The following is a 940-nucleotide window of genomic DNA, read 5'->3' as shown; positions in this document are numbered from 1 at the left end:
CCTTATGGATATACGGGAAATCAGGCGTAACTAGTGTGGGGATCAATGCTTCTTCCGGAAAAAGTGTATGGCGGATTTCTACTTCATCCATGGACTCCAACACATCATTCGATAACTGGTGTTCGGAAGCAGCCTTAGCCACCCTTGCCACCGTGTTTCTGGATACATGCAGAAAACTGGCAATGTGTCGCTGGCTGTATCCATCCCGAAGCATTTGTAAAATAGGTTTCTCTTTGGACATTGAATCGTCCTCCTCTCAAAGTATTACGGATTCATCCGTTGGGATCATTGTATTGCTTTAAGAGGTGGCTCTCAACAGCGGATTCACCTTCTCATATGGGTGGCTCCGACATTCGGAATGGGTGGCTCTATGCAACGGATTGAGTGGCTCCGAAGTCACGGAATACTCAATAATATCAGAGAAATGTGAAAAGATGTATTCATTATAACACGAAAAATAGAAAGCAACGAGTATTTTTTTGATATATGGAAAGGGTAAAAATGGTCGAGTTTTCTTGCCTTTTCGTTATTGGTATGTTACTCTATCTATATCTGAAAAGCATTCGCTTTTCGTATTTCTAAGGCGTTCGCCGAATTATTCAAATCTTATTATTGTATACGGCAGATCTAATGGCTGGCAATCGGACAGTTTCTTTTTCGCTTTTCTATCAGGAACATTTATTCCCTAAACCACTTTTTCCGATGGCAAAAATATGCTACACTTACAGCATACAGAAACATCCTTTTCCAGCGGATGAGAAGCCGGGAAAGGATCGAATTATGAGAAAAATCAAAAGAAAAAGAAAGACACAAAATAAGAAAAGACAAACTGCCCGAAGCGAAGATTTTATCATGAAGCCTTCCGTGGACTGGTGTTTCAAAGAGCTGATGAGAAATCCAAAGACAAGAAAAGGATTTATTGCAGTGCTTTTGCAGGTTA

The 940-nt window shown here is 40.5% G+C and carries 1 protein-coding gene; it reads right to left on the bottom strand.

The window, feature by feature from the left end:
* A partial coding sequence (locus tag B5G11_RS16070) for a helix-turn-helix domain-containing protein (RefSeq protein ID WP_144289719.1) occupies nucleotides 1-241 on the bottom strand: 241 nt, incomplete at its 3' end.
* Nucleotides 242-940: the final 699 nt, after the last annotated feature.

It is taken from the genome of Drancourtella sp. An57, assembly GCF_002161525.1.
Lineage (GTDB): Bacteria > Bacillota > Clostridia > Lachnospirales > Lachnospiraceae > Sellimonas > Sellimonas catena.
This window is presented reverse-complemented; position numbering and strand designations above follow the sequence as displayed.